The organism is Paracoccus panacisoli (assembly GCF_042435015.1).
In the GTDB taxonomy this organism is placed as follows: domain Bacteria; phylum Pseudomonadota; class Alphaproteobacteria; order Rhodobacterales; family Rhodobacteraceae; genus Paracoccus; species Paracoccus panacisoli.
Genome location: NZ_JBHMQU010000022.1, coordinates 1 through 23,836 on the forward strand (window position 1 = coordinate 1; position 23,836 = coordinate 23,836).

Annotated in this window: 24 protein-coding genes and 2 pseudogenes; 12 read left to right on the top strand and 14 right to left on the bottom strand. The window is 71.5% G+C overall.

Annotation, left to right across the window (positions count from 1 at the left end):
- Together ACFHYO_RS05470 and ftsH are read left to right on the top strand one after the other, a co-directional pair.
- A pseudogene (locus ACFHYO_RS05470) lies at positions 1–272 on the top strand (tRNA lysidine(34) synthetase TilS); the annotation flags it as partial.
- Between the two features lie 63 nt (positions 273–335).
- Positions 336–2,222: an ATP-dependent zinc metalloprotease FtsH gene (gene ftsH / locus ACFHYO_RS05475; protein ID WP_036711471.1), complete on the top strand. Its 1,887-nt coding sequence runs from the start codon at positions 336–338 to the stop codon at positions 2,220–2,222.
- A 216-nt stretch (positions 2,223–2,438) separates the two neighbouring features.
- Here the strand turns inward: ftsH and ACFHYO_RS05480 are convergent, their stop codons facing one another.
- Positions 2,439–2,666 (bottom strand): hypothetical protein, encoded by a 228-nt coding sequence (locus ACFHYO_RS05480; RefSeq protein WP_394318923.1) that lies wholly within the window; start codon positions 2,664–2,666, stop codon positions 2,439–2,441.
- Positions 2,667–2,772: 106 nt separating this feature from the next.
- Here ACFHYO_RS05480 and ACFHYO_RS05485 point away from each other — a divergent pair, with 106 nt between their 5' ends.
- Both ACFHYO_RS05485 and folD read left to right on the top strand, forming a co-directional pair.
- Positions 2,773–3,087 (top strand): chorismate mutase, encoded by a 315-nt coding sequence (locus tag ACFHYO_RS05485; protein WP_036711467.1) that lies wholly within the window; start codon positions 2,773–2,775, stop codon positions 3,085–3,087.
- Positions 3,077–3,955 (top strand): bifunctional methylenetetrahydrofolate dehydrogenase/methenyltetrahydrofolate cyclohydrolase FolD, encoded by an 879-nt coding sequence (gene folD, locus ACFHYO_RS05490; RefSeq protein ID WP_394318925.1) that lies wholly within the window; start codon positions 3,077–3,079, stop codon positions 3,953–3,955. Before ACFHYO_RS05485 ends, folD begins: the two co-directional genes overlap by 11 nt.
- A 39-nt stretch (positions 3,956–3,994) precedes the next feature.
- Here folD and ACFHYO_RS05495 read toward each other — a convergent pair whose 3' ends face one another.
- Positions 3,995–4,522, bottom strand: a complete 528-nt coding sequence (locus ACFHYO_RS05495; protein ID WP_394318927.1) for a TIGR00645 family protein — start codon at positions 4,520–4,522, stop codon at positions 3,995–3,997.
- A 213-nt stretch (positions 4,523–4,735) separates the two neighbouring features.
- Here ACFHYO_RS05495 and fsa point away from each other — a divergent pair, with 213 nt between their 5' ends.
- The 3 genes from fsa to ACFHYO_RS05510 are packed head-to-tail and all read left to right on the top strand — an operon-like array spanning position 4,736 to position 7,100.
- Positions 4,736–5,392, top strand: a complete 657-nt coding sequence (gene fsa, locus ACFHYO_RS05500; protein ID WP_394318928.1) for a fructose-6-phosphate aldolase — start codon at positions 4,736–4,738, stop codon at positions 5,390–5,392.
- Positions 5,389–6,147 carry a DUF484 family protein gene (locus ACFHYO_RS05505; protein ID WP_394318930.1) on the top strand — a complete coding sequence of 253 codons (759 nt, stop codon included), beginning with the start codon at positions 5,389–5,391 and terminating at the stop codon, positions 6,145–6,147. Before fsa ends, ACFHYO_RS05505 begins: the two co-directional genes overlap by 4 nt.
- Entirely contained in the window at positions 6,144–7,100 is a 957-nt protein-coding gene (locus tag ACFHYO_RS05510; protein WP_052175100.1) for a tyrosine recombinase XerC, read from the top strand. The genes ACFHYO_RS05505 and ACFHYO_RS05510 overlap by 4 nt, the downstream gene beginning before the upstream one ends.
- A gap of 8 nt (positions 7,101–7,108) precedes the next feature.
- Here the strand turns inward: ACFHYO_RS05510 and ACFHYO_RS05515 are convergent, their stop codons facing one another.
- From ACFHYO_RS05515 to ACFHYO_RS05540, 6 genes are all read right to left on the bottom strand, one after another.
- The gene (locus ACFHYO_RS05515; RefSeq protein ID WP_394318932.1) at positions 7,109–8,095 is read right to left on the bottom strand and encodes an aldose epimerase family protein; all 987 of its coding nucleotides are present in this window, start codon (positions 8,093–8,095) and stop codon (positions 7,109–7,111) included.
- Complete coding sequence (locus ACFHYO_RS05520; RefSeq protein ID WP_043134518.1) at positions 8,092–8,814, bottom strand: SDR family oxidoreductase; 723 nt, start codon at positions 8,812–8,814, stop codon at positions 8,092–8,094. Before ACFHYO_RS05520 ends, ACFHYO_RS05515 begins: the two co-directional genes overlap by 4 nt.
- Positions 8,811–9,596 (bottom strand): GntR family transcriptional regulator, encoded by a 786-nt coding sequence (locus ACFHYO_RS05525; RefSeq protein ID WP_394318934.1) that lies wholly within the window; start codon positions 9,594–9,596, stop codon positions 8,811–8,813. Before ACFHYO_RS05525 ends, ACFHYO_RS05520 begins: the two co-directional genes overlap by 4 nt.
- The gene (denD, locus tag ACFHYO_RS05530) at positions 9,593–10,582 is read right to left on the bottom strand and encodes a D-erythronate dehydrogenase (protein ID WP_394318936.1); all 990 of its coding nucleotides are present in this window, start codon (positions 10,580–10,582) and stop codon (positions 9,593–9,595) included. The genes ACFHYO_RS05525 and denD overlap by 4 nt, the downstream gene beginning before the upstream one ends.
- 64 nt (positions 10,583–10,646) lie before the next feature.
- Entirely contained in the window at positions 10,647–11,786 is a 1,140-nt protein-coding gene (locus tag ACFHYO_RS05535; protein ID WP_394318938.1) for a fumarylacetoacetate hydrolase family protein, read from the bottom strand.
- Positions 11,783–12,694, bottom strand: coding sequence for a dihydrodipicolinate synthase family protein (locus ACFHYO_RS05540; RefSeq protein ID WP_394318940.1), 912 nt, complete (start codon positions 12,692–12,694; stop codon positions 11,783–11,785). Before ACFHYO_RS05540 ends, ACFHYO_RS05535 begins: the two co-directional genes overlap by 4 nt.
- Positions 12,695–12,773: 79 nt before the next feature.
- Here ACFHYO_RS05540 and ACFHYO_RS05545 point away from each other — a divergent pair, with 79 nt between their 5' ends.
- The 5 genes and pseudogenes from ACFHYO_RS05545 (at position 12,774) to ACFHYO_RS05565 (ending at position 17,802) form a co-directional block, all read left to right on the top strand.
- Positions 12,774–14,555, top strand: coding sequence for an IlvD/Edd family dehydratase (locus ACFHYO_RS05545; RefSeq protein WP_394318942.1), 1,782 nt, complete (start codon positions 12,774–12,776; stop codon positions 14,553–14,555).
- A gap of 13 nt (positions 14,556–14,568) precedes the next feature.
- A pseudogene (locus tag ACFHYO_RS05550) lies at positions 14,569–15,302 on the top strand (SDR family oxidoreductase).
- Entirely contained in the window at positions 15,302–16,096 is a 795-nt protein-coding gene (locus ACFHYO_RS05555; RefSeq protein ID WP_394318944.1) for an SDR family oxidoreductase, read from the top strand. Before ACFHYO_RS05550 ends, ACFHYO_RS05555 begins: the two are co-directional and overlap by 1 nt.
- Positions 16,097–16,105: 9 nt before the next feature.
- On the top strand, positions 16,106–17,044 hold the full coding sequence (locus tag ACFHYO_RS05560) for a 2-hydroxyacid dehydrogenase (protein WP_394318945.1): 939 nt from the start codon (positions 16,106–16,108) through the stop codon (positions 17,042–17,044).
- A gap of 29 nt (positions 17,045–17,073) precedes the next feature.
- Positions 17,074–17,802 carry a GntR family transcriptional regulator gene (locus tag ACFHYO_RS05565; protein WP_394318947.1) on the top strand — a complete coding sequence of 243 codons (729 nt, stop codon included), beginning with the start codon at positions 17,074–17,076 and terminating at the stop codon, positions 17,800–17,802.
- A gap of 9 nt (positions 17,803–17,811) precedes the next feature.
- On the opposite strand, the gene ACFHYO_RS05570 is transcribed toward ACFHYO_RS05565, so the two are convergent.
- The 6 genes from ACFHYO_RS05570 to ACFHYO_RS05595 are packed head-to-tail and all read right to left on the bottom strand — an operon-like array spanning position 17,812 to position 23,821.
- Positions 17,812–18,225, bottom strand: a complete 414-nt coding sequence (locus ACFHYO_RS05570) for a Na+/H+ antiporter subunit G (RefSeq protein ID WP_052171828.1) — start codon at positions 18,223–18,225, stop codon at positions 17,812–17,814.
- Positions 18,222–18,512 carry a K+/H+ antiporter subunit F gene (locus ACFHYO_RS05575; protein WP_231555327.1) on the bottom strand — a complete coding sequence of 97 codons (291 nt, stop codon included), beginning with the start codon at positions 18,510–18,512 and terminating at the stop codon, positions 18,222–18,224. Before ACFHYO_RS05575 ends, ACFHYO_RS05570 begins: the two co-directional genes overlap by 4 nt.
- The gene (locus ACFHYO_RS05580) at positions 18,509–19,000 is read right to left on the bottom strand and encodes a Na+/H+ antiporter subunit E (RefSeq protein WP_394318949.1); all 492 of its coding nucleotides are present in this window, start codon (positions 18,998–19,000) and stop codon (positions 18,509–18,511) included. The genes ACFHYO_RS05575 and ACFHYO_RS05580 overlap by 4 nt, the downstream gene beginning before the upstream one ends.
- A complete protein-coding gene (locus ACFHYO_RS05585; RefSeq protein ID WP_036710520.1) occupies positions 18,997–20,592 on the bottom strand; it encodes a monovalent cation/H+ antiporter subunit D in 1,596 nt (531 codons plus the stop codon). The genes ACFHYO_RS05580 and ACFHYO_RS05585 overlap by 4 nt, the downstream gene beginning before the upstream one ends.
- Positions 20,589–20,987 carry a Na+/H+ antiporter subunit C gene (locus ACFHYO_RS05590; RefSeq protein WP_052171829.1) on the bottom strand — a complete coding sequence of 133 codons (399 nt, stop codon included), beginning with the start codon at positions 20,985–20,987 and terminating at the stop codon, positions 20,589–20,591. Before ACFHYO_RS05590 ends, ACFHYO_RS05585 begins: the two co-directional genes overlap by 4 nt.
- Positions 20,987–23,821 carry a monovalent cation/H+ antiporter subunit A gene (locus ACFHYO_RS05595; protein WP_394318951.1) on the bottom strand — a complete coding sequence of 945 codons (2,835 nt, stop codon included), beginning with the start codon at positions 23,819–23,821 and terminating at the stop codon, positions 20,987–20,989. The genes ACFHYO_RS05590 and ACFHYO_RS05595 overlap by 1 nt, the downstream gene beginning before the upstream one ends.
- Positions 23,822–23,836 lie beyond the last annotated feature (15 nt).

Here is a 23,836-nt window from a genome sequence, read left to right on the forward strand (position 1 = left end):
CCGAGGCCGGGGCGGACGGCTCGGCCGTCTGGGACGACCGCTGGCGCCTTCTGGGCCTGCCGCCTGGCGCCCGCGTCACCGCCACGACCCCCGCCGCGCTCGCTGCCCGCGACTGGCGCGGGGCGGGCCTGCCGCGTGTCGCGCTGCTTGCGGCCCCGGCGGTCGAGGCGGGCGGGCGCACCCTGCTGCCGCTGCTCGATCCGGGCGCCGGGGTCACCGCCACACCGCTGCGCGGGCGCGCCGATTGGCTCGCCATCCTGCGGGCGCATTGAACCCTCGCGCCCGAGCGCCTATTTTCAGCCGAAACCTGCTTTCCCCCCGCGGAGGATATGCCCTTGGGCAATGCGCGCAACATCGCCTTCTGGGTGGTCCTGTTCCTGATGATCCTGGCCCTGTTCAACGCCTTCGGCGGTGGCAGCGCGCAGATGAACAGCACCCAGATCAGCTATTCCGAGTTCCTCAAGCGCGTCGAGAACGACCAGGTGGTCGCCGCCACCATCGACGGCGAGCAGGTGATCGCCACCGGCAAGGACAACCGGCAGTACGTCACCGTCCGCCCGATGGGCGAGGACATCGCCGACAAGCTGATCGCCAATGACGTGGACGTGCGGGTCGAGCGCCAGCAGCAGTCCGGCTTCATGTCGCTTCTGGGCGTCTGGCTGCCCTTCATCCTGCTGATCGGTGTCTGGATCTTCATGATGAACCGGATGCAGGGCGGCGGCAAAGGCGGGGCGATGGGCTTCGGCAAGTCCAAGGCCAAGCTTCTGACCGAAAAGCACGGCCGGGTGACCTTCGACGACGTGGCCGGCATCGACGAGGCGAAGGAGGAGCTCGAGGAGATCGTCGAGTTCCTGCGCAACCCGCAGAAGTTCTCGCGCCTCGGCGGCAAGATCCCGAAAGGCGCGCTGCTGGTCGGCCCTCCGGGGACGGGCAAGACCCTGCTCGCCCGCGCCATCGCGGGTGAGGCGGGGGTGCCGTTCTTCACCATCTCGGGTTCTGACTTCGTCGAGATGTTCGTGGGCGTCGGCGCCAGCCGCGTGCGCGACATGTTCGAGCAGGCCAAGAAATCCGCCCCCTGCATCGTCTTCATCGACGAGATCGACGCGGTCGGCCGCGCCCGCGGCGTCGGCATTGGCGGCGGCAACGACGAGCGCGAGCAGACGCTGAACCAGCTTCTGGTCGAGATGGACGGGTTCGAGGCGAACGAGGGGATCATCATCATCGCCGCCACGAACCGCAAGGACGTGCTCGACCCGGCGCTGCTGCGTCCCGGCCGCTTCGATCGGCAGATCCACGTGCCGAACCCCGACATCAAGGGCCGCGAGAAGATCCTCAACGTCCACGCCCGCAAGGTGCCGCAGGGGCCGGACGTGGACCTGCGCCTGATCGCGCGGGGCACGCCGGGCTTCTCGGGGGCGGACCTGATGAACCTCGTGAACGAGGCGGCGCTGATGGCCGCGCGCATCGGCCGGCGCTTCGTCACGATGGAGGATTTCGAGAACGCCAAGGACAAGGTGATGCTCGGCGTCGAGCGCCGCTCGATGGTGCTGACGCCCGAGCAGAAGGAAAAGACCGCCTATCACGAGGCCGGCCACGCCATCGTCGGGCTGAGCCTTCCGAAGTGCGACCCGGTCTACAAGGCCACGATCATCCCGCGCGGCGGCGCGCTGGGGATGGTGGTCAGCCTGCCCGAGATGGACCGGCTGAACTACCACAAGGACGAGGCCAAGCAGAAGATCACCATGACGATGGCCGGCAAGGCGGCCGAGATCATCAAGTATGGCGAAGAGGGCGTCTCGAACGGCCCGGCCGGCGACATCCAGCAGGCCAGCGCGCTGGCCCGCGCGATGGTCATGCGCTGGGGGATGTCGGACAAGGTCGGCGCCGTGGACTATGCCGAGGCGCACGAGGGCTACTCGGGCAACACCGGCGGCTTCTCGGTCTCGGCCAAGACCAAGGAGATGATCGAGGAAGAGGTCCGCGAGCTGATCGAGGAGGGCTATCAGGAGGCCCGCCGCATCCTCACCGAGAAGGAAGAGCAGTTCGAGCGGCTGGCCAAGGGTCTGCTGGAGTACGAGACCCTGACCGGCGAGGAGATCGGCAAGGTCATCCGCGGCGAGGCGCTCGGCGGCGACGACGACACCCCGCCCTCGGCGATCCCCTCGGTCCCCGCGATCCCGCGGGTGCCCCCGGCGGGACAGGCGCCGGTGCCGACGGCCTGAGCTGTGTGAGAGGTTTGGAAAAGCCCCGGTTCGCGCCGGGGCTTTTTGCTGTGGTGGCGCGGGGTCGGGCTCCCGGTGCAAGTTGAGCGCCGGTTTGCTGTTGGGCGGTGCGCCGCTCGGTGCCCGGTCGTGGGTCAGGAGCTTGGCGCCACGGGAGGTGGTAACGCCCTGTTCATAGGCGACCGGCTGCGCCCCCCACCGCCGCCTCCCGCCGCGTCAGGCGAGGCGCGCCGCGTAGCGGTCGCGGACCACCCGGCTGATGAAGGTCGAAAGCCCCTCGCCGGCGCGGGCGAGGCGCGCCATGTGGTCGAAGTTGGCCTGACCCACCGACAGCACCGTATAGCGATAGATCGTCCCGCTCTTGAACCGCACGTCGATGTGCGCCGTGCCGAGCGTGTAGGCCGCGACCCCCGAGGGGCCCTGCGGATCGGCATAGGGTGTCATCGGATCTCCGGCATCAGGGGCAAGGCTCCGCCACGGGGGCGGGTGGGGTCAAGCCGCCACCCGCGCCCCCTTGCACAGCCGCCCGCCGCGGGGCAATGACCCCGCCATGACCGACCGGCCCGATCCCGCCTCGCTGCCCGACATGGATGCGCTGCGCGCCGCCATCGACGCGCTCGACCGCGAGATGGCCGCGCTGCTCGGCCGCCGCACCCGGCTGATCGACCGCGCGGCCGAGATCAAGGCCGCCGCCGGCCTGCCCGCCCGCATCGGCGCGCGGGTCGAGGAGGTCGCCGCCAACGCCCGCCGCAACGCCGCGGCCGAGGGCGTCGACCCGGACCTGGCCGAAGCGCTGTGGCGGGTCATGATGGAGCATTTCATCGCGCAAGAGGCGCGCGCGCTGGGGGAAACCGATGACCGCTGAGCTGATCGACGGAAAGGCCTTCGCCGCCGGGCTTCGCGCCCGCATCGCGGCCGAGGTGGCGGCGATGAAGGCCGCGCACGGCATCACCCCCGGCCTCGCCGTGGTGCTGGTCGGCGACGACCCGGCCTCGGGCGTCTATGTCCGCGCCAAGGGCAAGGCGACCGCCGAGGTGGGGATGGAGGGCTTCGCCCACCGCCTGCCTGCCGACACGCCCGAGGCCGAGCTGCTGGCGCTGATCGCGCGGCTGAACGATGACCCGGCGGTCAACGGCATCCTCGTGCAGTTGCCGCTGCCGGGGCACATGGACGAGGCCGCGGTGATCAACGCCATCGCGCCCGAGAAGGACGTGGACGGCTTCACGGTGCTCAACGCCGGGCGTCTGGCGACGGGGCAGAAGGCAATGGTGCCCTGCACGCCGCTGGGGTGCCTGATGCTGCTGCGCGACCGGCTGGGGTCGCTTGCGGGCCGCGACGCGCTGGTGATCGGGCGCTCGAACATCGTCGGCAAGCCGATGGCGCAGTTGCTCACCGCCGACAGCGCCACGGTGACGGTGGCGCACTCGCGCACCCGCGACCTGCCCGACCTCTGCCGGCGGGCCGAGATCGTCGTGGCCGCCGTGGGCCGTCCCCGCTTCGTGCAGGGCGACTGGCTGAAGCCCGGCGCCACGGTGATCGACGTCGGGATCAACCGGACCGAAGACGGGCTGGTCGGCGACGTGGATTTCGAGACCGCCCGCGCGGTCGCCGGCGCCATCACCCCGGTGCCGGGCGGGGTCGGGCCGATGACCATCGCCTGCCTGCTGGCCAACACCCTGACCGCAACGGCCCGCGTCCACGGCCTGGCCGACCCGCAGGGGCTGACGCCCTGAGGCGCGTCACCAGCGTGGGCGCCTCTGCGCCCGCGCGCCTCACGCCCCGCCGTATTTCTTCCCGCTGCGTGCGATCAGCCAGTCCATCGCCGCCATCAGCAGCCCCGAGACCACGAACACCACGTGGATGATGACCAGCCAGCGCAGCTCGCGGTCGCCCAGCGGGGTGATGCCGGGGCGCCCGAGCTCCATGAACCGCTTGAGCAGGTCGATGGCCGAAATCGCCACGATCGATGCGATCAGCTTCATCTTCAGCCCCGAGAAATCGACCGTGCCCATCCACGACGGCCGCTCGTGCTGCGCATCGAGGTCGAGCTTCGAGACGAAGTTCTCATACCCCGAGAAGATCACGATGAGCAGCAGGTTGGCCGCCAGCGTCAGGTCGATGAGCGAGAGCGAGGCGAGGATCGCCGTCTCGGCGCTCATGGTCAGGGCCTGCGGCACGTAATAGGCGACCTGGCGCAGGAACACGACCACCATCATCACCAGCGCGCCGATCAGCCCGAGATACATCGGCGCCATCAGCCAGCGGGTGGCAAAGAGCGCGCGCTCGAACTTCTGTTCCATCGGGGTCCTCGTCGGGGGGGGGCTGGATCGGCGGCCGCATAGACCGGCGGGCGGGCGTCGGGCAAGGGGGCAGGGGAGACGTCGCTGCGGCCCGTACGGGGCAAAGGCACCCACGGCCCGGAAAGCCCCCCGCAGCCCTTCGGGCTTTCCGCATCCGCCGTTCTGCGGTAAACCCGCGCCGACGCCCCCTTTCGCCGCAGAAGGCCCCTCGCCATGAGATTTTTCGTTGACACCGCCGACATCGCCGCGATCCGCGAGCTGCACGAGCTGGGGATGGTGGACGGGGTCACCACGAACCCCTCGCTGATCCTCAAGTCCGGGCGCGACATCGCCGAGGTCACCAAGGAGATCTGCGATCTCGTCCCCGGCCCGGTCTCGGCCGAGGTCGTCTCGGAAAAGGCCGAGGACATGATCCGCGAGGGCAAGCATCTGGCCCGGATCGCCCCCAATGTCACCGTCAAGGTGCCGCTGACCTGGGACGGGCTGAAGGCCTGCAAGGCGCTGACCGACGACGGCCACATGGTCAACGTCACGCTGTGCTTCACCCCCGCGCAGGCGATCCTCGCGGCCAAGGCAGGCGCCACGTTCATCTCGCCCTTCATCGGCCGGCTGGACGACATCGGGCTGGACGGGATGGAGCTCATCGCCGACATCCGCACGATCTATGACAACTACGGGTATGAGACGAACCTGCTCGCCGCCTCGATCCGCTCGGTCAACCACATCATCGAATGCGCCCGGATCGGCGCCGACGTGATCACCGCCCCGCCCGCGGTCATCAAGGCGATGGCGAACCACGTGCTGACCGACAAGGGGCTTGAGCAGTTCAACGCCGACTGGGCCAAGACCGGCCAGAAGATCGGCGCATGACCGGCGAGGCCGAGGGCCAGCCCGAGGGCGCGGCCGTGACGGCGGACGCGGCCCCGGCCGAGGGCGACGCCGCCGCGCTTTCGCCCGAGACCCGCGCCCGGCTGCTGGCCGAGCCGGGGCTGATCCTCGCCGACCGCGAGCTGATGCGCGCGCTCGTCGCCGCGCGCGAGGCCGAGCAGGGCGCCAACGTCATCGACATCCGCGGCCGCGCGATGGAGGCGCTCGAGCATCGGCTCGACCGGCTCGAGAGCGCCCATGAAAGCGTGATCTCGGCCGCCTATGAAAACCAGTCCGGCACTCAGGTCATCCACCGCGCGGTGCTGGCGCTGATCGAGCCGATGGACTTCGCGGGGTTCCTCGAGACGCTCGACAGCGACGTGGCGCCGATCCTGCGGGTCGAGACCCTGCGGCTGGTGATGGAGGGGGCCGAAGGCACCGCCCCCAGCGCCGACACCGGCCCGCTGGTGGTCGCCCCCGAGGGCAGCGTGGCGCGGATGATCGCGGCCGGGCGGCGCGCCCCGCGCGGCGACGACATCATCCTGCGGCGCGCGAGCGGCGAGACGCGGGCCGTCCACGGCACCGAGGTAGCGTCCGAGGCGCTCTTGCCGCTCGACCTCGGCGCCGGTCGCCGCCCGGCGCTGCTGGTCATGGGCTCGCTCGACCCGACGCGGTTCTCGCCGGCGCAAGGCACCGACCTGCTGCGGTTCTTCGCCCAGGTGTTCCGGCTGGTGCTGATCGGCTGGCTTCGGGAATGAGCCGGGCGCCGGCCCCGTCGGCGCCCCTCACTCCGCTGGCCCTCGCGCCGGCGATGGCCGATGCGCTGGCGCGCTGGCTCGAGGGTGAGCGCAGCACCCGTGGCCGGGCCGCTCACACCATCACCGCCTATCAGGGCGACCTGCTGGCGTTTCTCGCTTTCCTCGGCGGCTATCACGGCACCCCGGCGCTGCCCGCGACGCTCGCCGACCTGACCCAGACCGACCTGCGCGCCTTTGCCGCCGCCGAGCGCGCCCGCGGCCTCTCGCCCCGCAGCCTCGCCCGCCGGCTCTCGGCGGTGCGGGGGTTCCTGCGCTGGATGTCGGACCGCGAGGGGTTCGACGCCTCGCGCGCGCTGTCGGCGCGCGGTCCGCGCTACCGCCGCAGCCTGCCGCGGCCCATCGCCCCGGCGCAGGCCCGCGCGGTGCTGGACCTCGCCGGCGCGCAGCACCCGACGCCGTGGATCGCGGCGCGGGATGCGGCGGTGCTGACGCTGCTCTACGGGCTGGGGCTGCGGATTTCCGAGGCGCTGGCGCTCGACGGGCAGGACTGGCCTTTCGCTGAGGCGCTGCGGGTCCGCGGCAAGGGCGGGAAAGAGCGGGTGGTGCCGGTGCTGCCCGCGGCGCGGGCGGCGGTGGCCGACTATCTGCGCCTCGCGCCCTTCACGCCGCAGAAGGACGAGCCGCTGTTCCGCGGCGCCCGCGGCGGGCGGCTTGCGCCGGGGCAGGTGCAGGGCGCGATGGCCGCGCTGCGGCAGGCGCTCGGCCTGCCCGAGACGGCGACGCCGCACGCACTGCGGCACAGCTTCGCCACCCATCTGCTGGCGGCGGGGGGCGACCTCAGGACCATCCAGCAACTGCTGGGCCACGCGCGGCTGTCCACGACGCAGGTCTATACCGGCGTCGATGACGCGCGGCTGGTGGCCGTCCACCGCGCCGCGCACCCGCGGGCCTGAGGCGCGCCTCAGGCGGGGCGCGGGAACACCCAGACCATCCGGTGGCGATAGACCGCGCCGCGCCGCAGGATCGCCGAGGGGAAATCGGCCCGGTTCGGCGCATCAGGCCAGGCCCCCGGCTCAAGGCAGACCGCCCCCCAGCGCCGCGCCATCCCGCCGCCTTGCAGTGCCACCCCGGCCAGCCCGTTGCCGGTATAGACCTGCATCCCCGGCGCATCGGTCCAGAGCACCATCCGCCGCCCCGAGCGCGGGTGCGACAGCGTCGCCGCCGCGCGCAGCCCGTGCCCGTCGAGCGCGAGGCAATGGTCGATCCCGCCCATCGCCGCGATCTGCGGATGCGGGGCGGCCAGCCGCTCGCCCAGCCGCGCCGGGGTGCGCAGGTCGAAGGGCGTGCCCGCGACCGGCGCGGGCGCCTCGGGCAGGGGGATCGCCGCGGGCGTGACGGGCAGATAGCGCCGCGCCGCGACGCCGAGGCGGTGGTCCTCGATCGTCTCGTCGCCGCCCGACAGGTTGAGATAGGCGTGGTTCGTGAGGCTCACCGGGGTCGCCCGGTCGGTCGTCGCGGTGAGGGTGAGCGCCAGCCGCACGCCTGCGGCGTCTTCGCTCAGCGCATAGGCGGCCTCGGCTGTGAGCCGCCCGGGAAAGCCCTGATCGCCGTCCGGGCTGGACAGGCGCAGCGTCACCCCGCGCGGGTCGGGCGCCAACACCTGCCAGACGCGGGCATCGAACCCCTCGGCGCCGCCATGCAGGCAGTTCGGCCCGTCGTTGGCGCTCAGCCTGTGGGTCGTGCCATCGAGCGCAAAGGCCGCCCCGGCGATCCGGTTGGCATAGCGCCCGACCGTGACGCCCATGTAGGGGCCGCCGCCGCGGGTGGCGGGGGACAGCAGCACGTCGGCCAGCCGCCCGGCGCGGTCGGGCAGCACCAGCGCCGTGAGCGTCGCGCCCAGCGGGTCGATCCCGGCCCAGACCCCCGAGGGCAGGGCCAGCCGGATCAATAGGTGGCCCGCCCGCCCGACAGGTCGAACACCGCGCCGGTGGAAAAGGCGCAGTCCTCGGACGCGAGCCAGGCGACCATCGCGGCGGCCTCGGCGGGTTCCAGGAACCGCTTCATCGGGATCTTCGCCAGCATATAGTCGATGTGCTGCGGGCTCATCTGGTCGAAGATCGGGGTGCGCGCCGCGGCGGGCGTCACGCAGTTCACCAGCACGCCGGTCTCGGCCAGCTCCTTGCCCAGCGACTTCGTGAGCGCGATCACACCGGCCTTCGAGGCCGAGTAATGCGCGGCGTTCGGGTTCCCCTCCTTCGCCGCGACCGAGGCGATGTTGACGATCCGCCCGTAGCCGCGACTGACCATCCCGGGCACCAGCGCGCGGCAGGTCAGGTAGGGGGCGGTCAGGTTCACCTCCATCACCCGGCGCCAGATGTCGGGCGCGATCTCCCATGTCGGCGCGTTGCCACCGGTGATGCCGGCGTTGTTCACGAGGATGTCGACCGCGCCGGCGGCGCCCGCGGCGGCGGTCACGGCGGCCTCGTCGGTCAGGTCGAGCCGGCGGGCGGTGGCGCCGAGGACGTCGGCCGTGGGCGTGGCGTCCTGCACGTCCCAGATCTCGACGCGGGCGCCGCTGGCGGCGAGGCGCTCGGCGATGGCGCGGCCGAGGCCCTGGGCGCCGCCGGTGACGACGGCGCGGCGGCCGTCGAGGTCGATGCGGTTCATGTCGTCTCGCTTTCCTCTGCGGGGGCGGGGCGGTCGGCGGGGCGCGGGTCGGGGCGCGCCGGCATCCCCGGCCCCAGCACCTGCGTCAGAAGCGCAAGCTGGTCGCGGTCGGCCCGCGCCCGGTGGGCGAGGTGGGCGGCGTGCGCGGCCTCGGGGTCGCCCGCGAGCACTGCCTGAAGGATCACCCGATGCTCGCGGTTCGAATCCTCGGGCAGCGGCCGGTGCGGCAGGATCAGCCGCCGGCCGCGATACTGCTGGCCCCAGTATTCCCCGATCGACCTGAGCAGCCGGGCGTTGCCGCAGAGCCCCACCAGCGTCGAGTGGAAGTCGTCGTCGAGGTCCGACCAGCGGGCGATGTCCCCGGCCTCGGTCGCGCGCTCCATCCGCTGGACGAGCTGGGTCAGCCGGGCGGCATCGGCGGGCGCGGGGGGACGGGCCGCGGCCAGCGCCACGGCGCGCACCTCGAGCGCCGAGAACACGTCGAGGATGTCGCGGAAATCGCTCACCGTCAGGTCGATCACCGTGACCCCGTGGCGGGGGCGGATCAGCACCAGCCCCTCTTCGGCCAGCCGGATCAGCGCCTCGCGCACCGGGGTCCGCGACAGGCCCAGAAGCGCCGCGATCTCGGTCTCGAGCAGCGTCGTGCCGGGGGCGAGGCGGCCGTTCAGGATGCGGTAGCGCAGGTCCAGATAGGCTCGGTCGCGGGCGTTCAGCCCGCCCGCGCCGGGCGGCAGCGGGCGGGGTCGCGCGGCCCGGAAGGGCGGGGCGCCGGTGGCGTTCATCCCTGCGGTTCCCCGGCAGCAGCGGCGTCGGTGTCGCGGATATGGGCGCGGATCACGTCGTCGAAATCCGTGTCGGCGGTGAACCCGAGGGCGGCCGCGCGGGTCGCGTCGAAGCGCCGCGGCCAGCCGGCAACGATGCCGCGGATGGTAGCGTCGGGCTGGCGGCGGATGCGGGCCACGGCCTCGGGCCCGGCGACACGGCCGAGGGCCGCGATCATCTCGCCCACGGTGATGGCAAGGCCCGGCATGGTCAGGCAGCGCCGCGCGCCGAGGGCGCCGGTGTCCATGGTCGCGGCGTGGATCAGGAACCCGGTCGCCGACGCGGGCGAGGCCATCCAGTGCAGCACCTCGTCCTCGACCGGCAGGATCGCCTCGAGCCCGGCCAGCGGCTCGCGGATGATGCCCGAGAAGAACCCCGAGGCCGCCTTGTTCGCCGCGCCGGGCCGCACCACGATGGTCGGGAGGCGGATGCCCACCCCGTAGCAGATGCCGCGGCGTGAATAGTCGTTGAGCAGCAGCTCGCCGATCATCTTCTGGGTGCCGTAGCTGGTCATCGGCGCGGTCAGGAACTCGTCGCCGATGGCCTCGGGGAAGGGGGCCCCGAAGACGGCGATCGAGGATGTATACACAACCCGCGGGTGGTAGTCGCCGAGCGCGCGGATCGCCTCGAACACCAGCCGGGTGCCGTCGAGGTTGATGCGGTAGCCCTTGTCGAAATCCGCCTCGGCCTCGCCCGAGACGATGGCGGCGAGGTGGAAGATGACCTCCGGCCGCTCGGCCACCAGCGCGGTCACGGTGGCCTCGTCGGCGATGTCGCCGGTGCGCACGGTGATCGCGGTGCGGTCCGATGCGGGGGTGGTGGCGGGCACCACGTCGAAGAGCGTGATTTCCTCGACCGGCGTGCCGCCGAGGCTGCCGTCGGCGACCAGCCGGGCAGCGAGGTTGCGGCCGACCATGCCCGCCCCGCCCAGGATCAGAACCCTCATGCCGCGTCCCCCCTAGCTCGCTGATGTATACATTGCCAAGCGCCGGGGGGCGGATCAAGGGGCGTCAGGGGCCGAGCAGCCCGCGTCCGGCGAGGTTGCGCATCAGCGCTGCGGCCCCGAACCGCCACGGCGGGCACTCGGTCGACAGCCGCACGGTGTCGGTCAGCGCCCCGAGCGCCGGTTCGCTGATCGTCACCACGTCGCCCGGATGGTGGGTGAAGCCCTGCCCGGGCGCGTCGCGGTCCTGCGTCGGGGCGAAGAGCGTGCCGAGATACAGCATGAACCCGTCGGGATACTGGTGGTGCGGCCCCACCGCCTGCGCCACCAGATCAGCCGGATCGCGGCTGATCTGGTCCATCGAGGATCGCCCGTCCAGCACGAACCCGTCCGCTCCCTCGACCCGCAGCGTCAGCTCGGCCCGGCGCACCTCGTCGAGCCCGTAGCCCGCGTCGAACAACCGGATGAACGGCCCGATGGCGGCCGAGGCGTTGTTGTCCTTGGCCTTGCCGAGCAGCAGCGCCGAGCGCCCCTCGACGTCGCGCAGGTTCACGTCGTTGCCGAGCGTCGCGCCCCTGATCAGGCCGCGCGAATCGACGGCGAGCACGATTTCCGGCTCGGGGTTGTTCCAGCGGCTGATCGGGTGCAGCCCGACCTCGGCCCCCCAGCCGACCGAGGCCATCGGCTGGCACTTGGTGAAGATTTCCGCGTCCGGGCCGATCCCGACCTCGAGATACTGCGACCAGAGCCCCTCGGCCTTGAGGATTCGGGCGACCTCGGCGGCACGGTCCGAGCCGGGCACGATGCCGCGCAGGTTGGCGCCGGTGGCCGCGCCGATGCGGTCGCGGATGCCGGCGGCGAGGTCGGGGTCGCCCGCCGCCTGTTCCTCGATCACCCGTTCGACCATCGAGGCGGCGAAGGTCACGCCCGAGGCCTTGATCGCCTGCAGGTCGGCGGGCGAGAGCAGTCGCGCGGCGTCCTCGCCCCCCGCCGTCGCGGCGAAATCGGCCAGCGCGCCGATGTCCTCGCCGGACTGCGCGGCGATCCAGCCGGCCGGGTCGTCCATCTCGAGCAGGTCGCGCATCGTCGGCGCGGCGGGGGTGGTCACGTCGACCAGCCGGCCGTCCCGGTGCACGACCAGCGCCGGGCCGATCCCGGGCCGCCAGACGCGGCCGACGAACATCCCCTCGGGCGGAAGCGGCATCATCTTCCCCATCTCAGCACCACCGGGTCGAGCCGCCGCGCGAGGTCGATGGCCATGGCCCGCGTCGCCGGGTGCAGGGGCGGGATCGGGTGGCGGCAGGCGTCCGAGCCGATCACGCCCCCCTCGACCATCAGCGCCTTGGCGGCGCGAAAGCCGCATTGCCGGTTCTCGTGGTTCACGAAGGGCAGGATGCGGGCATAGGCCTCCGTCGCGCCCTCGCGGTCGCCCGCGGCCCAGAGGTCCAGCACCGGCCTGATCTGGTCCACGATCGAGGCCGAGGTCATCGACCCCGTCGCGCCGGCGTCGAGATCGGCGAGCAACGTGATCGCCTCTTCCCCGTCCATCGGCGCCTCGATGGCCGCGCCGCCCTCGGCGATCAGCGCGCGCAGCTTGGCGGCGGCCTGCACGGATTCGATCTTGAAGAGCTTCACCATCTCGATCTCGCGCGCCATCCGCACCAGCAGCGGCACGGTCAGCTCGACCCCCGACATCGGCGCGTCCTGCACCATGATGGGGAGGCCGACCTCACCCACCGCGGCGAACTGCTCGAAGGTCTGGTCTGGCGTGCCGCGCAGCGTGGCGCCGTGATAGGGCGCCATCATCATCACCGCCGCCGCCCCCTGCGCTTTGGCGCGGCGCGCGCGCTCGACCGCGATCCGTGTGGCGAAATGGCTGATCGTGACGATCACCGGCACCCGCCCCGCGACGTGGTCGAGCGAGAGGCGCGTCAGCGTCTCGCGCTCGCCATCGGCCAGCAGGAACTGTTCCGAGAAATTGGCGAGGATGCAGATCCCCGTCGCGCCCTGGTCGATGATGCAGTCGAGCACCCGCGTCATGCCGTCAAGGTCGAGCGTCCCGTCATCATGAAACGGCGTCGGCGCCACCGGCCAGATGCCTTCCCAACCCGCCATCTGCGCGCCCTCCCCGCCGCTTGCGTCGCGGGGATTATGGTATACCATCCGGGCAGCAGCAAGCCGTGGAAGGTGGCCCATGTCCGACACCCGCGCCAACAAGCGCTTTCGCAGCCAGGAATGGTTCGACAACCCGAACAACCCGGGCATGACGGCGCTGTATCTCGAGCGCTACCAGAACAGCACCTACACGCGCGAGGAACTGACCAGCGAAAAGCCGATCATCGGTATCGCCCAGACCGGCAGCGACATCGCGCCCTGCAACAAGATCCACGTCTTCCTGATGGACCGCATCAAGGAGGGCATCCGCGCCGCCGGCGGCGTCCCGATGGAGTTTCCGGTCCACCCGATCCAGGAGACCGGCAAGCGCCCGACCGCCGCGCTCGACCGCAACCTCGCCTATCTGGGGCTGGTCGAGGTGCTGCACGGCTATCCGCTCGACGGGGTGGTGCTGACCACCGGCTGCGACAAGACCACCCCCGCCATGCTGATGGGGGCGGCGACCGTGGACCTGCCCGCGATCACACTCAACGGGGGGCCGATGCTCGACGGCTGGTGGCAGGGGAAGCGCGCGGGCTCGGGCACCATCGTCTGGGAAAGCCGGCGGCTGCTCAGCGAGGGCAAGATCGACTACCCCGAGTTCATCGAGCGGGTCTGCGCCTCGGCCCCCTCGCTCGGGCATTGCAACACGATGGGCACGGCCAGCACCATGAACGCCATGGCCGAGGCGCTGGGGATGAGCCTGCCCGGCTGCTCGGCCATTCCCGCGCCGTTCCGCGAGCGGATGGCGATGGCCTATGAGACCGGCAAGCGGATCGTCCAGATGGTGCTCGACGACCTCAAGCCCTCGGACATCCTGACCCGCGCGGCCTTCGAGAACGCGATCCGCGTCAACACCGCCATCGGCGGCTCGACCAACGCGCCGCCGCATCTGCAGGCGGTGGCCCGCCACGCCGGGGTCGAACTTGACGTGCAGGACTGGGAAACGGTGGGCTTCGAGCTGCCGCTGCTCGTCAACATGCAGCCCGCGGGCGAATACCTGGGCGAGAGCTTCTTCCGCGCCGGCGGCGTCGCCGCGGTGATGGGTGAGCTGCTTCAGGCGGGGCTGCTCAACGAGGGCGCGATGACCGTGACCGGGCGGACGGCGGGCGAGAACGTCGCCGCGATCCGCTCGACCGACCGGGCGGTGATCCGGCCGGTCAGCGATCCGCTGCGCGAGCGGGCCGGGTTCCTCGTCCTCTCGGGCAATTTGTTCGATTCGGCGCTGATGAAGACCAGCGTGATCTCGGCCGATTTCCGGCAGCGCTTCCTGTCCGAGCCGGGGCGCGAGGGGGTGTTCGAGGCCCGCGCCATCGTCTTCGAGGGGCCCGAGGACTACCACGCCCGGATCAACGATGCGGCGCTGGGCATCGACGAGCACTGCATCCTCTTCATCCGCAACGTCGGCTGCGTCGGCTATCCGGGCAGCGCCGAGGTGGTGAACATGCAGCCGCCGGACGCGATGATCCGGCAGGGCATCAACCACATGCCGACCGTCGGCGACGGGCGGCAGTCGGGGACGTCGGAAAGCCCCTCGATCCTCAACGCCTCGCCCGAGGCGGCGGTGGGGGGCGGGCTGGCGCTGCTCGAGACCGGGGACCGGGTGCGGCTGGACCTGAACGCCCGGCGGCTCGACGCGCTGGTGGATGCGGAGGACTGGGCGGCGCGGCGCGCGGCGTGGACGCCACCCGAGCTCGTCAACCAGACCCCGTGGGAGGAGATCTATCGCAAGGAGGTCGGGCAGCTTGCGCAGGGCGGCTGCCTCGAGCTGGCGACGGCCTATCAGCGGGTGGTCAAGACGCTGCCGCGGGATAACCACTGACGGGGGCCGAGCGATGGCGAACGGGATCATCATCACCGGCGCGGGCAGCGGCATCGGCCGGGTCACGGCGCGGCGGTTCCTCGACGCCGGCTGGCGGGTCGGGCTGATCGGCCGGCGCGAGGAGGCGCTGCGCGAGACGGCCGGCGACAGCGGCGCGCTGGTCCTGCCCTGCGACGTCTGCGACGCGGGCGCGGTGGACGCGGCGTTCGACCGCGCGGCGGCGGAATGGGGCCGGGTGGACGTGCTCTTCAACAACGCCGGGACCGGGCTGGTCGCCCAGACCCCCGACGAGGTTGCCCCCGACGAGTTCCGCCGGGTGATCGAGGTCAACGTGACCGGCGTCTTCCTGTGCGCCCGCGCGGCATTCCGCATCATGCGGGCGCAATCGCCGCAGGGCGGGCGGATCATCAACAACGGCTCGGTCTCGGCCCACGCGCCGCGGCCCGGCTCGATCGGCTACACGACCTCGAAACACGCGGTGACGGGGATCACGCGGTCGATCAGCCTCGACGGGCGGCCCTTCAACATCGCCTGCGGGCAGATCGACATCGGCAACGCGCTGACCGAGATGGCGGTGCCGATGACCAAAGGGGTTCCGCAGGCGGACGGCTCGACGCGGATCGAGCCGGTGATGGACGCGATGGCGGTGGCCGACACGGTGCTGCACATGGCGTCGCTGCCCGAGGGGCGAACGTGCAGTTCGTGACGGTGATGGCGACCAACATGCCGTTCATCGGCCGCGGCTGATGGGCGCCCCGGCCGAGGCGCTGCCGCAGGGGCTGTCGCTCTTCGACCTCAGCGGGCGGCGGGCGCTGGTCACCGGCGCTTCGCAAGGGATCGGGCTGGCGCTGGCGCGCGGGCTGGCCGCGGCGGGCGCCGCGGTGGTGCTGAACGCCCGCGACGCGGCCCGCCTCGATGCCGCGGCCGAGGGGCCGGCGGCGGCGGGCCACGAGGTCGCCACGCTGCCCTTCGACGTGACCGACCATGCCGCCGCCCGCGCCGCGGTGGACGGGTTCGAGGGGCGCGTCGGTCCCATCGACATCCTGATCAACAACGCGGGCCAGCAGCACCGCGGCCCGCTCGAGACATTTCCCGACGATGCCTTCCAGCGCCTGTTGCAGGTCAATGTGGCGAGCGTCTTCAACGTGGCGCAGGCCTGCGCGCGGCACATGATCGCGCGGGGGCGGGGGCATATCATCAACATCTGCTCGGTCCAGTCGGCGCTCGCCCGGCCGGGCATCGCGCCCTACACGGCGACCAAGGGGGCGGTGGCGAACCTGACCAAGGGGATGGCGACCGACTGGGCGCAGCACGGGCTGAACTGCAACGGCCTCGCGCCCGGGTATTTCGAGACGCCGCTCAACGCCGCGCTGGTCGCCGATCCGGCGTTCAGCGACTGGCTGGCCCGGCGCACCCCCGCCGGCCGCTGGGGCCGGGTCGAGGAGCTGGTCGGCGCGGCGGTGTTCCTGTCGTCGGACGCTGCGTCCTTCGTCAACGGCACGGTGATTTACGTGGATGGCGGCATCACCGCCGCGTTGTAAGGATTGGGCATGACCGGGATTCTCGCCATCGGCCGCTACACCGACACCGACCGCGACGCGCTGGCGGCGATGGGGGCGCAGGCGCTGCCCGACCTCGGCGCGCTGGCCGGGCTGGACGAGGCCGCGCGCGCGGCGGTGCGCGGGGTGGCCTATGCCGGGCACGCGCCCTTCGGCGGGGTCGAGATGGACCTGCTGCCGGGGCTGCGGGTGATCGCCAACTTCGGCGTGGGCTACGACGCCATCGACGTGGCGGCGGCAAGCGCGCACGGCGTCACCGTGACCAACACCCCCGAAGTGCTGAACGACGACGTGGCGGACCTCGCCGTGGGGATGTGGATCGCGCTGCTGCGCGGGTTCGAGCCGGGCATCGCCGCCGTCCGCTCGGGCCGCTGGGCCGCGGAGGGCGGGCCGCCGCTGGCGCGCAAGGCCTCGGGGCGGACGGTCGGCATCCTCGGGCTCGGTCGGATCGGGCGCGAGATCGCCGACCGGCTGACGGCCTTCAAGTGCCCCGTCCACTACTGGTCGCGCCACCCGAAAGAGACGCCGCCCGGCTGGACCGCGCACCCCGACCCGCTGGCGCTGGCCCGCGCGGTCGACGACCTGTTCGTGATCGTGGTCGGCGGCCCGGACACCGAGGGGATGGTGTCGGCGGCAATCATCGACGCGCTCGGCCCCGAGGGGGTGCTGGTCAACGTCTCGCGCGGCAGCGTGGTGGACGAGGGCGCCCTGACCCGGGCGCTGGCCCAGGGGCGGCTGGGGGGCGCGGCGCTTGACGTGTTCCGCGCCGAACCTTCGGTCGACCCGGAGCTCGCGCGGCTCGGCAACCTGCTGCCGCTGCCGCATATCGGATCGGCCACGGTCGAGACGCGGGCCGCGATGGGGGCGCTGCAACGGCGCAACCTCGCCGCCGTCCTCGCCGGACGGCCCCCCGAAACGCCGGTCAACTGACCGGCCCCGACAGGCGAGGCGGCCCCCGTATGAGCGAAGCCAGCGCAACCCCCGACTCCGACGGCGACGGCCCCGGCGACCACCCCGGCGAGGGGGCCGAGGCCGCGACCATCCCCGCCGCCATCGCCGACCGGCTGCGGCGCGAGATCCTGACCGGCACCATCCCGCCCGGCAGCCCGATCAAGGAACGCGACCACGCCGAGCGCCTCGGCATCAGCCGCACCCCCCTGCGCGAGGCGGTCCGCATCCTCGCGCAAGAGGGGCTGGTGACGCTGCGCCCGCTGCGCAGCCCGCTGGTCACCGACATGACCCGGGCCGAGGCGCTGGACGAGGTGGCGGTGCTCAGGCTCCTCGAACTGCACGGGGGCGAACTCGCCTGCGCCCACGCGACCGAGGCCGAGATCGCCGCCATCGCCGCGCTGGCGCGCACGGTCGAGGCGAACCACGCCGAGGGTGACCCGCTCGAGGTGTTCGACCTCGACATGAAGATGCACCGCGCCATCGTCGCCGCCGGCCACAACGCCGCGCTGAGCCGCAGCCACGAGGAATACCTCGCCCGGCTCTGGCGCATCCGCTATCTGTCGGCGCGGCGGCGGTCGGATGCGGCGCAGGTGCTGGCCGACCACCGCGGCATGGTCGCGGCGCTCAGGGCGCGGGATGCGGGCGCGATGCAGCGGCACATGGCAAGCCACCTCGACAACCTCAGCCGCAACGTGGCGCGGCATTTCGACGAACTCGACGCCCCGCCGCCGGGCTGAGGCGCGGCGCTACTCGCTGCGCTTCTCGGCGTGGTAGGGGCCGGTGACGATCGCGCACTCGGCCGCGGTGTCGCCGTAGGTCGCCCATTCGGTCGGCGTCGTCGGCCCCGGCGGGGGCAGCTCGTCGCGCTTCCACGACAGGTGCAGATGCGCCTTGGCGATGAACATCCCGGTGATCGGCGCGGTCAGGAACAGGAACAGCGCGATCATGAACTCGTGCCAGCTCACGATCCCGTAGCGGAACCACATCGTCGCCATCGACGCGATCAGCACCGCGCCCACCCCCAGCGTCGCCGCCTTGGTCGGCGCGTGCAGCCGCGTCATCGGGTCGGGCAGGCGCACCAGCCCCCAGCCGCCGACGACCCCGAACACCCCGCCGACGACCAGCAGGAAGGCGATGAAGATCTCTGCGACGAGGCTCATTCGATGATGTCCCCCCTGAGCACGAACTTGGCGAAGGCCACGGTCGAGACGAAGCCGACCATGGCGAACAGCATCGTCGCCTCGAAATACATCGCCGTCCCCTCGCGGATGCCGAACAGCGTGATCAGCGCGATCATGTTGATCGCCATCGTGTCGAGCGCCAGCACCCGGTCGCTCAACCCCGGCGCAAAGACGACGCGGTAGAGGCAGAAGAGCTGCGCCAGCGCATAGCAGCCGAAGGCGAAGGCGAGCGCGAGATCGAGAAGGCCCATGCCGAACAGCGTCATGCGAAGATCTCCAGCAGCCGGGCCTCGTAACGGCCCTTGATGTCGTCGAGCACCGATTGCGGGTCCGGCGCGTGCAGGCAGTGGACGAGCAGCACCTTGCCGTCCTCGCTCAGGTCGCAGCTCACGGTGCCGGGGGTGAGGGTGATGGTGCCGGCGAGCACCGAGATCGCCTCGGGCGTGGTCAGCGCCAGCGGGACCGGCAGCCAGACCGGGCGCAGGTCGTGCTTGGGCATGAAAAGCACGATCCGGGCCACCGAGATGTTGGCCACGATGATGTCCCAGATCACGATGACGATGTAGGCCGCGATCTTGACCGGGTTGTGGATGCGGGCGCGGTCGGGCCAGTAGGGCGCGGTCGCCACCGGCACCACGAGGCCGATCACCAGCGCGAACACCAGCGAGCCCCAGGCGAAGCGGTTGACGAGCAGGATCCAGACCAGCGCGCAGACCAGCGACAGGACCGGGTGGGGCAGGATGCGGCGGATCATTTCGTGCCCTCCTGCCGCAGCAGCACCGCCTCGACATAGGGGGCGGGGTCGACCAGTTGCCGGGCGGTGGCCTGAGCATAGTCCATCATCGGCCCGGCGAACACCGTCAGCAGCGCCATGCCGGCGATCAGCGTGGCGGTGGCGGTCAGCGCAAGCCACGGGGCCGGGGCGTCGGCGAGGTCCTGGATGCACTCGTCAGGCTCGACCTTCGGCGGCAGCGGGCGCTGGTCGTTCGGCGCCACCACCACCCGGGCGGGCTCGGGGCCGTGCTGGTGGGCGCGCCAGAACACCGTCGAGCCGGCGCGGGCGAAGCCGTAGATGGCGATGAGCGAGGTGACGAGGATCACGCTCCAGATCAGCAGGGTGTGGTCGCTGTGCCGGCTGGCCTGCAGGATGGCGAGTTTGCCGAGGAAGCCCGAAAGCGGCGGCAGGCCGGCGATGCCGATGGCGGCGGCGAAGAACAGCGCGCCGACGATCCCGCCCTGGGCGATGGGCGGCATGGGGCGCAGCCACAGGCTGCCGCCCGCGCGGCGCCCGCCGATCAGGTCCACGACGAGGAACAGCGCCGCCGCGGCGAGGGTCGAGTGGACGAGATACCAGATCCCCGCCGAAAGGCCGGGCAGGCGGAACTGCGCCACCCCGATCATCAGCGTCCCGACCGAGCCGAGCGCCGCGAAGGCCGCGACCCGGCCGAGGTGGCGCGAGCCGAGGATGCCGAGTTGCCCCACCACCAGCGTGACCAGCGCCGCGGGCAGCAGCAGGTCGGCGGCAAAACGCTCGATGACGCTGTCCGAGGGGAAGACGAGGGTGAAGAAGCGGATGATCGCGTAGGCCCCGACCTTGGTCATGATCGCGAACAGGGCGGCGGCCGGGCCGGGGGCGCGGGCATAGGTCGAGGGCAGCCAGAAATGCAGCGGCACCAGCGCCGCCTTGACCGCGAACACCAGCATCAGAAGCACCGCGCCGGTCCTGAGCAGCGCGGTGTCCTGCGGCGGCAGCTGCGCCACCCGCACCGCGAGGTCGGCCATGTTCAGCGTCCCGGTGACGGCATAGATCGTCCCCAGCGCAGCGAGGAACAGGCACGACCCGGCGAGGTTGTAGACCACATACTGCACGCCCGCGCGCAGCCGCATCTCGCCCCCGCCGTGGATCATCAGCCCGTAGCTGGCGATCAGCAGCACCTCGAAGAAGACGAACAGGTTGAAGGCGTCGCCGGTCAGGAACGCGCCGCTGATCCCCATGAGCTGAAACTGCCACAGCGCGTGGAAATGCCAGCCCTTGCGGTCCCAGCCCGAGCCGATGGCGTAAAGCTGGACGATCAGCCCCAGCCCCGCGGTCAGGACCAGCATCAGCGCCGCCAGCCGGTCGAGCACCAGCGCGATGCCGAAGGGCGCGGCCCAGTTGCCCATGCGGTAGACCTGGATCTCGCCGCCCGCGGCCTGGGTCATCAGCCACAGCGCGATGACCAGCTGCGCGGCGGTGCCGACGGTCGAGAACACCCGCTGCAGCACGAGGTCGTGCCGCATCCCGAGGACGATCAGCGGCCCGAGGAAGGCGGGCAGCACGACGGGGGCGATGATCCAGTGGTTCATCGGGCGGCCTCCGGCCGGTCGGCGGGCCGGGCCGAGGGCTTCTCGCCCCCCGGCGCGACCTCGCGCCGGTCACCCTTGGGCATGTCGGCGTGGTCGTCGCCCCCCTCGAGGAAGGCGCCGAGCGCCATCATCACCACGACCGCGGTCATCCCGAACGAGATCACGATCGCGGTCAGCACCAGCGCCTGCGGCAGCGGGTCGGAATAGTCGGTGACGCCCTTCTGCAGGACCGGCGGCAGGTTCACGGACAGCCGGCCCGAGATGAACAGGAAGACGTTGGTGGTGTAGCTGAGCAGCGTCATGCCCAGCACCACCGCGAAGGTCCGCTTGCGCAGGGTCAGATAGACTCCGGCGGCGGTCATGAACCCCAGCGCCGAGGCCACGAGGATCTCCATCAGCGCGGCCCTCCCAGCTGGATGTCCATCGGGTGGACGTTGACCTTCTGCCCGGCCTGCCGGGCGATCCGCGACAGCGAGTTCAGCGCCAGCATCACGGCGCCCACGACGCACAGGAACACGCCGGTGTCGAAGCCCATGGCGGTGGCGAGCTCGAACGGCTCGATCCCGACGAGGTGGAAATACCCGAAGGCCGAGGTGAGGAAGGGCTTGCCCGCGAACCACGCCCCGGCGCCGGTGATCCCGGCGGCGAGCGCGCCCAGCCCGATCAGCGCGTGATAGGGGATGTTCTGCCGCTCCTGCGCCCAGGCGAAGCCCGAGGCCATGTACTGCATGACCAGCGCCACCGAGACGATCAGCCCGGCGATGAACCCGCCGCCCGGCGCGTTGTGGCCGCGCAGGAAGATGTAGAGCCCGACCACCAGCGAGATCGGCAGCACCACCCGCGTTGCCACGACCAGCATCAGCGGGTGCCGGTCGCCCGCGCGCCGCATGTCGTGGACCCAGTTCCTGAGCCGCGCGCCCGAGCGCCCGGTCAGCAGCGTCTCGGTCAGGGCAAAGATCGTCAGCGCGGCGATGCCGAGCACGATGATCTCGCCGTAGGTGTCATAGCCGCGGAAATCGACGAGGATCACGTTCACCACGTTGTCCCCGCCGCCGAGCTTGTAGCTGTTGTCGAGCATGTAGCCCGAGATCGGGTCGAAGGCCGGCTCGCGCCGCATGATCGCATAGGCGAGCCCGCCGACGCCGAGCCCGGTCACCGCCGCGACGAAGGCATCCGCCCCGCGCTTGAAGTTGCCGGTATCCATCACCGTCCGCTTGGGCAGGAAGTTCAGCGCCAGCAGCAGAAGGATGACCGTGACCACCTCGACCGTGATCTGGGTCAGGGCAAGGTCGGGGGCCGAGAGATAGACGAAGGTGCAGCTGACGATCAGCCCGATGATGCCGACCAGCACCAGCGCGAGGATGCGGCGGCGGTGCAGCGCGACCATCGTGCCGGTGGCGACCATCAGCATCACCCAGCCGACCAGCGCGACCGGGGTGATGGGCAGCATCGGCCGCGTCTCGGGCCCGACCTGCCCGGTGTGCCAGGCGACGAAGCTCGCCGCGACCGCGGTCAGCATGAAGGCTGCGAGCGCGCGCGACATCGAGCCGTTGGTGAAGCGGTCGGTGACCGCCCGCGCCCACCGCTCGGCGGTGCCGGTCATGGCGTCGAAGATCGCCTTGGCATCGGGCGTCCGCAGGCGGGTCCGCAGCGCCTCGATCGGGTGCCAGAGCGCCAGCAGCACCGCGCCGCCGGCGACCGCGATCACCGACATCCACAGCGCCGGGGTGACCCCGTGCCACAGCGCCAGATGCGCGTGCGGCGTGCCCCCGGTGACGGCCGCGGCGGCGGCATCGACCAGCCAGCCCACGGTCGCGGCGGGGAACAGCCCGGTCACGATCACGATGCCGACCAGCAGCGCGGGCGAGAAGATGAGCCCCGGGCCCGGATCATGGGGTGCGGCGGGATAGTCGTCGCGCACCGGCCCGAGGAAGACGTGCACGATCATCCGCAGCGCATAGGCGACCGAGATCAGCGCCGCGAAGGTGGCGACGCCGCCCACGAGCCACGGCATCCCGCGCCAGACGGCGTGGGCGGCTTCCTCGAGCATCATCTCCTTGGAGATGAAGCCGTTGAAGGGCGGGATGCCGGCCATCGAGAGCGACGCGATCAGCACGATCCCGAAGGTCAGCGGCATCAGCCCGCGCAGGCCGCCAAGCCGCTTGATCGAGCGGGTATGCGCCTCGTGATCGACGATCCCGGCGGCCATGAACAGCGCCGCCTTGAAGCTTGCGTGGGCGATGATGTGGAACACCGCGGCGATGGCCGCGGCCTCGGTCCCGAAGCCCAGCAGCATGGTGATCAGCCCGAGGTGGCTGACCGTGGAATAGGCCAGAAGCCCCTTGAGGTCGTCCTGAAAGAGCGCGATCGCCGCCCCGATCAGCATGGTGATGAGGCCGGTGGTGGCGACGATAGCGAACCACTCGGGCGTCCCCGACAGCACCGGCCAGAGCCGCGCCATGAGGAACAGCCCCGCCTTCACCATCGTGGCCGAGTGCAGGTAGGCGCTGACCGGGGTGGGGGCCGCCATCGCGCGCGGCAGCCAGAAATGGAACGGGAACTGCGCCGACTTGGTGAAGGCGCCGATCAGGATCAGCACCAGCGCCGGCAGGTAGTAGGGCGAGGCCTGGATCGCCTCGCGCACCAGCAAGATGTCCGAGAGCCGGTAGGACCCGGCGATCTGCCCCAGGATCAGGCAGCCCGCGATCATCGCAAGCCCGCCCATCCCGGTCACCGTCAGCGCCATCCGCGCCCCCTGCCGCCCCTCGGGCAGGTGCTTCCAGAACCCGATCAGCAGGAAGGACGAGAGCGACGTCAGCTCCCAGAAGACCAGCATCATGAGGATGTTGTCGCTGAGCACGATCCCCATCATCGCGCCCTGGAAGAGCATCAGATAGGTGAAGAACGGCCCCGCCGCGTCCTTGCGCGACAGGTAGTAGCGGCCATAGAGGATGATCAGCAGCCCGATCCCGAGGATCAGGATGCCGAAGAGCAGGCTCAGCCCGTCGATGCGGAAATCGGCGTCGAGCCCGATCTGCGGCATCCACGGGATGCGGGCGGTGATGACCTCGCCCGCCATGATCGCCGGCGTGTGCAGCACGAGGCCCAGCAGCGCCAGCGCCGTTGCCGTCCCGCAGGCGATCGCCGCGGCCGATCGGCCCGCGCGGACCATCAGGCCGGGCAGCAGCGCCCCGAGGAACGGCAGCGCGGCAATCAAGGCTGGCGACATCTCAATCCCCCGTTT

Coding starts and splice junctions, on each gene's coding strand:
- ACFHYO_RS05555 (WP_394318944.1), top strand. CDS start 15,302: ATGGGCGCCCCGGCCGAGGCGCTGCCGCAGGGGCTGTCGCTCTTCGAC.
- ACFHYO_RS05495 (WP_394318927.1), bottom strand. CDS start 4,522: ATGGAACAGAAGTTCGAGCGCGCGCTCTTTGCCACCCGCTGGCTGATG.
- ACFHYO_RS05560 (WP_394318945.1), top strand. CDS start 16,106: ATGACCGGGATTCTCGCCATCGGCCGCTACACCGACACCGACCGCGAC.
- ACFHYO_RS05575 (WP_231555327.1), bottom strand. CDS start 18,512: ATGACGCTGTTCGGCATGGGCCTTCTCGATCTCGCGCTCGCCTTCGCC.
- ACFHYO_RS05585 (WP_036710520.1), bottom strand. CDS start 20,592: ATGAACCACTGGATCATCGCCCCCGTCGTGCTGCCCGCCTTCCTCGGG.
- fsa (WP_394318928.1), top strand. CDS start 4,736: ATGAGATTTTTCGTTGACACCGCCGACATCGCCGCGATCCGCGAGCTG.
- folD (WP_394318925.1), top strand. CDS start 3,077: ATGACCGCTGAGCTGATCGACGGAAAGGCCTTCGCCGCCGGGCTTCGC.
- ACFHYO_RS05570 (WP_052171828.1), bottom strand. CDS start 18,225: ATGAGCCTCGTCGCAGAGATCTTCATCGCCTTCCTGCTGGTCGTCGGC.
- ACFHYO_RS05595 (WP_394318951.1), bottom strand. CDS start 23,821: ATGTCGCCAGCCTTGATTGCCGCGCTGCCGTTCCTCGGGGCGCTGCTG.
- ACFHYO_RS05480 (WP_394318923.1), bottom strand. CDS start 2,666: ATGACACCCTATGCCGATCCGCAGGGCCCCTCGGGGGTCGCGGCCTAC.
- ACFHYO_RS05485 (WP_036711467.1), top strand. CDS start 2,773: ATGACCGACCGGCCCGATCCCGCCTCGCTGCCCGACATGGATGCGCTG.
- ACFHYO_RS05580 (WP_394318949.1), bottom strand. CDS start 19,000: ATGATCCGCCGCATCCTGCCCCACCCGGTCCTGTCGCTGGTCTGCGCG.
- ACFHYO_RS05590 (WP_052171829.1), bottom strand. CDS start 20,987: ATGGAGATCCTCGTGGCCTCGGCGCTGGGGTTCATGACCGCCGCCGGA.
- ACFHYO_RS05510 (WP_052175100.1), top strand. CDS start 6,144: ATGAGCCGGGCGCCGGCCCCGTCGGCGCCCCTCACTCCGCTGGCCCTC.
- ACFHYO_RS05520 (WP_043134518.1), bottom strand. CDS start 8,814: ATGAACCGCATCGACCTCGACGGCCGCCGCGCCGTCGTCACCGGCGGC.
- ACFHYO_RS05525 (WP_394318934.1), bottom strand. CDS start 9,596: ATGAACGCCACCGGCGCCCCGCCCTTCCGGGCCGCGCGACCCCGCCCG.
- denD (WP_394318936.1), bottom strand. CDS start 10,582: ATGAGGGTTCTGATCCTGGGCGGGGCGGGCATGGTCGGCCGCAACCTC.
- ACFHYO_RS05535 (WP_394318938.1), bottom strand. CDS start 11,786: ATGATGCCGCTTCCGCCCGAGGGGATGTTCGTCGGCCGCGTCTGGCGG.
- ACFHYO_RS05540 (WP_394318940.1), bottom strand. CDS start 12,694: ATGGCGGGTTGGGAAGGCATCTGGCCGGTGGCGCCGACGCCGTTTCAT.
- ACFHYO_RS05565 (WP_394318947.1), top strand. CDS start 17,074: ATGAGCGAAGCCAGCGCAACCCCCGACTCCGACGGCGACGGCCCCGGC.
- ACFHYO_RS05545 (WP_394318942.1), top strand. CDS start 12,774: ATGTCCGACACCCGCGCCAACAAGCGCTTTCGCAGCCAGGAATGGTTC.
- ACFHYO_RS05505 (WP_394318930.1), top strand. CDS start 5,389: ATGACCGGCGAGGCCGAGGGCCAGCCCGAGGGCGCGGCCGTGACGGCG.